Consider the following 6,039-nt stretch of genomic DNA (forward strand, 5'->3'; position numbering starts at 1 on the left):
GTTGGGGGCGGGCGGTCGTAGGACCGATGGCCGAGCGCGGTCCGGCCAAAACTCGGTGGGCGATGTCAGTGGCAATCCGTAGGCTCGCTGCTGATGGCCACGACACGTGCAACCGCCGAGGAACCCGACCAGACCCAGGACCCCGAGCAGCCCCAGGGACCCGAGCCGCGGACCGCCCGGCGGGCCGAGGGGCGTTCCGCCGTACGCAGCCTGCTGCGGCTGTGGCCGTACGTCCGGCCCGTGCGGGCGCGGCTGTCCGTGGCCGCGGCCGTCGCGATAGTCGCGTCCTGCGTGGGCCTGGTCATCCCGCTCGTCCTGAAGTGGATGGTGGACGGGCCGGTCGCGGACCGCGAACCGGCGGGCGTATGGCTCGGCGCGCTGTACCTGCTGCTGCTCGGGCTCGCCGAGGCGCTGCTGTTCGGGCTGCGGCGCTGGCTGGTGGCGCGGCCGCTCGCGGGGGTCGAGGCGTCGATGCGGGCCGACCTCTACCGGCATCTGCAGCGGCTGCCGGTCGCCTTCCACGACCGGTGGGCCTCCGGTCAGCTGCTGTCGCGCGCCACGACGGATCTGTCGCTGCTGCGGATGTTCCTGGCCTTCCCGCTGACGTTCCTGCTGGTCAACGGGGTGACGATCCTCGTCGGTGTGATCATCATGCTGATGCAGGACTGGACGCTCGGTCTGGTCATCCTCGGGCCCGCCGTGCCCGTGATCGTCACCTGTGTCGCCTTCGAGCGGAAGTACGCGGCGGTCGCGCGGCTCGCCCAGGACCAGGTGGGTGATCTGACCACGGTCGTCGAGGAGAGCGTCCTCGGCATCCGGATCATCAAGGGGTTCGGGCGGCACCGCAGCCAGGCGCGGGCCTTCCGCGAGCTGTCCCGGACCCTGCGGGGCACGGAGCTGCGCAAGGCGCGGCTGCTCTCCGCGATCTGGGGCGTCATCATCACCCTGCCCGAACTCGCCATCGGGGCGGCGCTCGTCGTGGGCGTGGTGCAGGTGGCGGACGGCGCGCTCTCCGCGGGGACGCTGGTGGCGTTCCTGTCGACGGCGCTCGCGCTGCGGTGGCCGGTGGACTCCATCGGCTTCCTGCTGGCGATGAGCCAGGAGGCGGCCACCGCGACCGAGCGGTACTTCGAGGTGCTGGACGCCGAGCCGGAGGGCGCCGGGTCGGAGGGGGCCGAGCCAGAGGGCGCCGACGGCACCGGGGGCGACCTGCGGCCCGCGGCGGAGGCGGTGCGGGGCGGCCTGGAGTTCCACGGCGTGCGGTTCCGCTATCCCGACGCGCCCGCCGACACGCCCCCCGTCCTCGACCGGATCGACCTCCACATCCGGCCCGGTGAGTCCATGGCGCTCGTCGGCGCCACCGGGTCGGGCAAGACGACGCTCACCGCGCTCGTGCCCCGGCTGCACGAGGTGACCGACGGCCGGATCACCCTGGACGGCGAGGACATCGCCGGGATGCCGAGGGAGGAGCTGCGGGCGAAGGTCTCCGTGGCCTTCGAGGAGCCGACGCTCTTCTCCGCGACCGTCGGCGAGAACGTCCTGATGGGCGCCGGGCCGGACGCCGGGCAGCCCGAGCTGGACCGGGCCCTCGCCATCGCGCAGGCCGACTTCGCGCACAGCCTGCCCGACGGCACCGCCACGCAGGTGGGCGAGCAGGGCCTCAGCCTCTCCGGCGGGCAGCGGCAGCGGCTGGCGCTGGCGCGCGCGGTGGTCGGACGGCCCCGCTTCCTGGTGCTGGACGACCCGCTGTCGGCGCTGGACGTGCACACGGAGGCCGCGGTGGAGGCGGCGCTGCGCCGGGTGCTCGCGGAGACGACGGCCCTCATCGTGGCGCACCGCCCGTCGACGGTGCTGCTGGCCGACCGGGTGGCGCTGCTGTCCGGCGGCCGTGTCGCCGCCGTGGGCACCCACCACGAACTGCTGCGGACGAACGCCGAGTACGCCCATCTGATGTCGGGCACCGAGGAGACCGAGGGGGACGCGCGATGACGGCGCCCACGACCACCGCGCCGAACAGGGAACCGGACGGCGACGAACGACCCGTCGAGCAGGGGGTGGCCGACCCCTTCGACCACGACGACCTGCCCACCCCGCCGGGCGCCACCCTCGCACTGCTGCGGTCCCTGCTGGCGCCGATGAAGGCGCGGGTCGCGTTCACGAGCGTGCTGCTCCTGCTCCAGCAGGCGGCGGTGCAGGCCGGCCCGCTGCTGGTGGCGTACGCCATCGACCGTGCCGTCCCGGCGTTCCGGGACGGCCGGCACGGGCCGCTGATCACCGTGGGCGTCGCGTACCTGGTGTGCGCGCTCGCGGCCGGCTTGCTGCAGTTCGCCTTCATCGGGGCGTCCGCGCGGGTCAACCAGGACGTGCTGCTGGATCTGCGCGGCCGGATCTTCCGGCACGCCCAGGCACTGAGCATCGACTTCCACGAGCGGTACACCTCGGGCCGGCTGATCTCGCGCTCCACCACGGACGTCGAGTCCCTGCGGGAGCTGCTCGACGAGGGACTGCAGGAACTCATCACCGTGATCCTCGCCTTCGTCTACATCTCGGCGATGCTGCTCTGGCTGGACCTCGGTCTCGGCGCGGCGGCGCTGGCGTCGTTCGTGCCGCTGTACGGGCTCGTACGGCTGTACCAGCGGCGGGCGGCCGGGGTGTACGCGGCCCGGTCCACCGCGATCGCCGCCGTGATCGTGAAGTTCGCGGAGACGATGAACGGCATCCGCCCGGTGCGCGCGTTCCGCCGCGAGAAGGTGAACGACGCCGAGTTCCGGCGCCTGAACAGCCACCACGAGCGCACCAACGGCGACGCCATCCTGGAGATGGCCCGGTACGTCGTCGGCTCCCGCGTGGTCGCCAACATCACGGTCGCGGCGATCGTGCTGTGGGGCGCGTACCGGGTGGCGTCCGAGTCGCTCGCGCTGGGTGTGCTGGCGGCGGCGGTGCTGTACCTGCGGCGGCTGTACGACCCCATCGACCGGCTCGGCATGTTCCTCAACTCCTACCAGTCGGCGGCCGCCTCGCTGGAGAAGATCGCGGGGCTGTTGGCCCAGCGGCCGTCGGTGCCCGAGCCGAAGGAGGCGAGGGAGCTGCCCGCCGCGGTCTCCGAGATGCCGGGCCGCGAGGTCGTCTTCGACGGCGTACGGTTCGCGTACCGCACCGGCGGCGAGGTCCTGCCCCGCTTCGACCTCACCCTCGCCGCGGGCAGCACGGTCGCCGTGGTCGGCTCCACCGGCGCGGGCAAGTCGACGCTCGCCAAGCTGCTGGCCCGCTTCTACGACCCCTCGTCCGGGCGGATCCTCCTCGACGGGGTCGACCTGCGCGACCTCGCGATGCCCGAGCTGCGGCGCGGGGTGGTGATGGTCACCCAGGAGGCGTTCCTGTTCTCCGGCACGGTCGCCGAGAACATCGCCATCGGCCGCCCCGACGCCACCCGCGAGGAGATCGAACGCGCCGCCAAGGCCATCGGCGCCCACGATTTCATCAGCGCGCTCCCCGACGGCTACGACACCGACGTACGCAAACGGGGCGGGCGCATCTCCGCCGGGCAGCGCCAGCTCGTGGCGTTCGCCCGCGCGCTGCTCGCCGACCCGGCCGTCCTCATCCTCGACGAGGCCACCAGCTCCCTCGACATCCCCGGTGAACGGGCCGTGCAGCGCGCCATGTCCACGGTCCTCCAGGGCCGTACGGCCGTGGTGATCGCCCACCGGCTGTCGACGGTGGAGATCGCCGACCGCGTGCTGGTCATGGAGCACGGCCGGATCGTCGAGGACGGCACCCCCGCGGAACTCATCGCGGGCGAGGGCCGCTTCGCCGACCTGCATCAGGCGTGGCGGGACAGCCTGGCGTAGCGGGCGCGCGGCGGCCGACCGCGCACGGCGAACGACAGGTCCGGACCCACCGCATCCGGACCGGCGAACGACAGGTCCGGACCACGCCGCGTCCGGACCGGGAAACGTCCGGAATACGATCAGTCCGGACCACAGCACGTCCGTAGTACGACCCGCTCGGCACACGGCACGCCATGCGACCCGGCATGCGACACGTACGTCCGGCGGGAGAAACCGGGGGGCCGATGATCGACGCGTACGAGGACCCGGGCGTCCCCGACCGCCGGGGCGGGGCACGCTACCTCTGGTGGCTGGTCCGGAAGCAGGCGGGCCGCTCCGCGCTCGGCTCGCTGATCTCCTGCGTGTGGATGGTGCTGCTCGCGGCGACGCCGTACATGCTGTCACGGGCCATCGACGAGGGTCTCCTGCCCGGCGACCACCGGGCGCTGGTCGGCTGGTCGGTGGCCCTGTTCGGGGTGGGCGCGTTCAACGCCTGGCTGAGCGTCATGCGGCACCGCACCATGACCCGAGTACGGATGGACGCCAACTTCCGCACCGTGAAGGTGGTGATGGCGCACGCGGTCCGGCTGGGCGCGGCGCTGCCGCGGCGGGTCGGCGCCGGTGAGGTCGTCACGATCGGAGTGGGCGACGTCAACACGATCTCCTCCTCGCTGACGGTCATCGGGCCGGGCGCGGGCGCGCTCGCCGCGTATCTGGTGGTCGCGGGGCTGCTGTTCTCCGTGTCCGTCCCCATCGCGACGGTCGTGCTGCTCGGGATGCCGCTGATGGCCGTCCTGGTGGGGCCGTTGCTGCGGCGGCTGCAGGGCACGGAGGCGGAGTACCGGGAACGGCAGGGGGTGTTGACCGCGCGGATCGCGGACCTCGCGAGCGGGCTGCGCGTCCTCAACGGCCTCGGCGGCAAGGGCCTCGTCGCCGACGCGTTCCACCGCGACTCGCAGCGGCTGCGGGCGCAGGGCTACCGGGTCGGCTCGGTGACCAGCTGGCTTCAGGCGCTCGGGGTGGGGCTGCCGACCCTGTTCCTCGCGGTGGTGACCTGGCTGGCGGCGCGGCTGGCCGCCCAGGGCGCCATCACCGTGGGCGAGTTGGTGTCGGTGTACGGATACGTGACCGTGCTGGTGCGGCCGGTGTCGTACTTCGTCGACTGGGGGTACGAGGTGAGCCGCGGGGTGGTGGCGGCGCGGCGCGTCATCCGGTTCCTGGACCTGGAGCCGCTGCCGGACCACGGCACACGGGACGCGCCCGCGGAGCCGTCGGCGCTGCACGACCCCGAGTCGGGCGTACGGGTGCTGCCGGGCCGGCTGACCGCGTTGGCCGGCGACCGGCCCGCCGACGCGGCACTGATCGTGGACCGGCTCGGACGGTACATGCCGACGGCCGCGACCTGGGGCGGCATCCCGCTCGACGAGATCCCGCTGGCGCGGGTCCGGGAGCGGGTCCTGGTCGCCGACCACGAGGCGGACCTGTTCGCGGGGCGGCTGCGGGAGCTGCTCGGCGGCCGTACGGAGCCGTCCGACGCGGAGATCGCGGAGGCGGTGCGCGCGGCCGTCGCCGACGACATCGTGCAGGGCCTGCCGGACGGGCTCGACTCGGCGATCGACGCCCAGGGACGCAACCTCTCCGGGGGCCAGCGGCAGCGGGTACGGCTGGCGCGGGCGCTGCTGGCCGACGCCGAGATCCTGCTGGCGGTCGAGCCGACGTCGGCGCTCGACGCGCACACGGAGGCCCGCGTGGCCCAACGCCTGCGGACGGCCCGGGAGGGCCGCACGACCGTGGTGACCACGACGTCCCCCCTCGTCCTGGACCACGCGGACACGGTCGTCTACCTGACCGAGGGCAAGACGGCGGCCACCGGCACCCACCGCGAACTCCTGGCGACAGAGCCGGGCTACCGCGCGCTGGTGGCCCGGGACGCGGGTGAGGAGGGGGACGAGGAGACGAGGGCGAGCGCCGTCGTTGTGGCGAAGCCAGGCGCCGGGGCGCGGTCGAAGACCGGCGTCGAGGCGAGGGCGAAGGCGGAGTCAGGTGTCGACGCGCGGGTCGGCGCCACGACGGCGAAGGCGGAGGCGGAGGAATGCGTGGAAGCGAGCGCGGGCACGCACGAGCTGGCCGCAGAGGAGACCGTACGGTGACGACTCGATCCCCCGAGGAGCCCACGGGCCCCGCCACGCGCGCGACTTCCGGCGAGGGCCCG

At 73.7% G+C, this 6,039-nt stretch carries 3 protein-coding genes; all 3 read left to right on the forward strand.

The window, feature by feature from the left end; genetic code table 11:
• Nucleotides 1–93: 93 nt before the first annotated feature.
• The 3 genes from AOK23_RS36675 to AOK23_RS36685 all read left to right on the forward strand — a co-directional run bounded on the left by AOK23_RS36675 (nucleotide 94) and on the right by AOK23_RS36685 (nucleotide 5,977).
• Nucleotides 94–1,989 carry an ABC transporter ATP-binding protein gene (locus AOK23_RS36675; protein WP_063791470.1) on the forward strand — a complete coding sequence of 632 codons (1,896 nt, stop codon included), beginning with the start codon at nucleotides 94–96 and terminating at the stop codon, nucleotides 1,987–1,989.
• Nucleotides 1,986–3,848, forward strand: a complete 1,863-nt coding sequence (locus tag AOK23_RS36680) for an ABC transporter ATP-binding protein (RefSeq protein ID WP_055716827.1) — start codon at nucleotides 1,986–1,988, stop codon at nucleotides 3,846–3,848. Before AOK23_RS36675 ends, AOK23_RS36680 begins: the two co-directional genes overlap by 4 nt.
• A 224-nt stretch (nucleotides 3,849–4,072) precedes the next feature.
• On the forward strand, nucleotides 4,073–5,977 hold the full coding sequence (locus tag AOK23_RS36685) for an ABC transporter ATP-binding protein (protein WP_079049913.1): 1,905 nt from the start codon (nucleotides 4,073–4,075) through the stop codon (nucleotides 5,975–5,977).
• Nucleotides 5,978–6,039 lie beyond the last annotated feature (62 nt).

The organism is Streptomyces torulosus (assembly GCF_001419765.1).
GTDB classification, from domain to species: Bacteria; Actinomycetota; Actinomycetes; order Streptomycetales; family Streptomycetaceae; genus Streptomyces; species Streptomyces torulosus.

Excerpts from the sequence above, each read along its gene's own strand:
- AOK23_RS36675 (WP_063791470.1), top strand. The coding sequence starts at position 94 with ATGGCCACGACACGTGCAACCGCCGAGGAACCCGACCAGACCCAGGAC.
- AOK23_RS36680 (WP_055716827.1), top strand. The coding sequence starts at position 1,986 with ATGACGGCGCCCACGACCACCGCGCCGAACAGGGAACCGGACGGCGAC.
- AOK23_RS36685 (WP_079049913.1), top strand. The coding sequence starts at position 4,073 with ATGATCGACGCGTACGAGGACCCGGGCGTCCCCGACCGCCGGGGCGGG.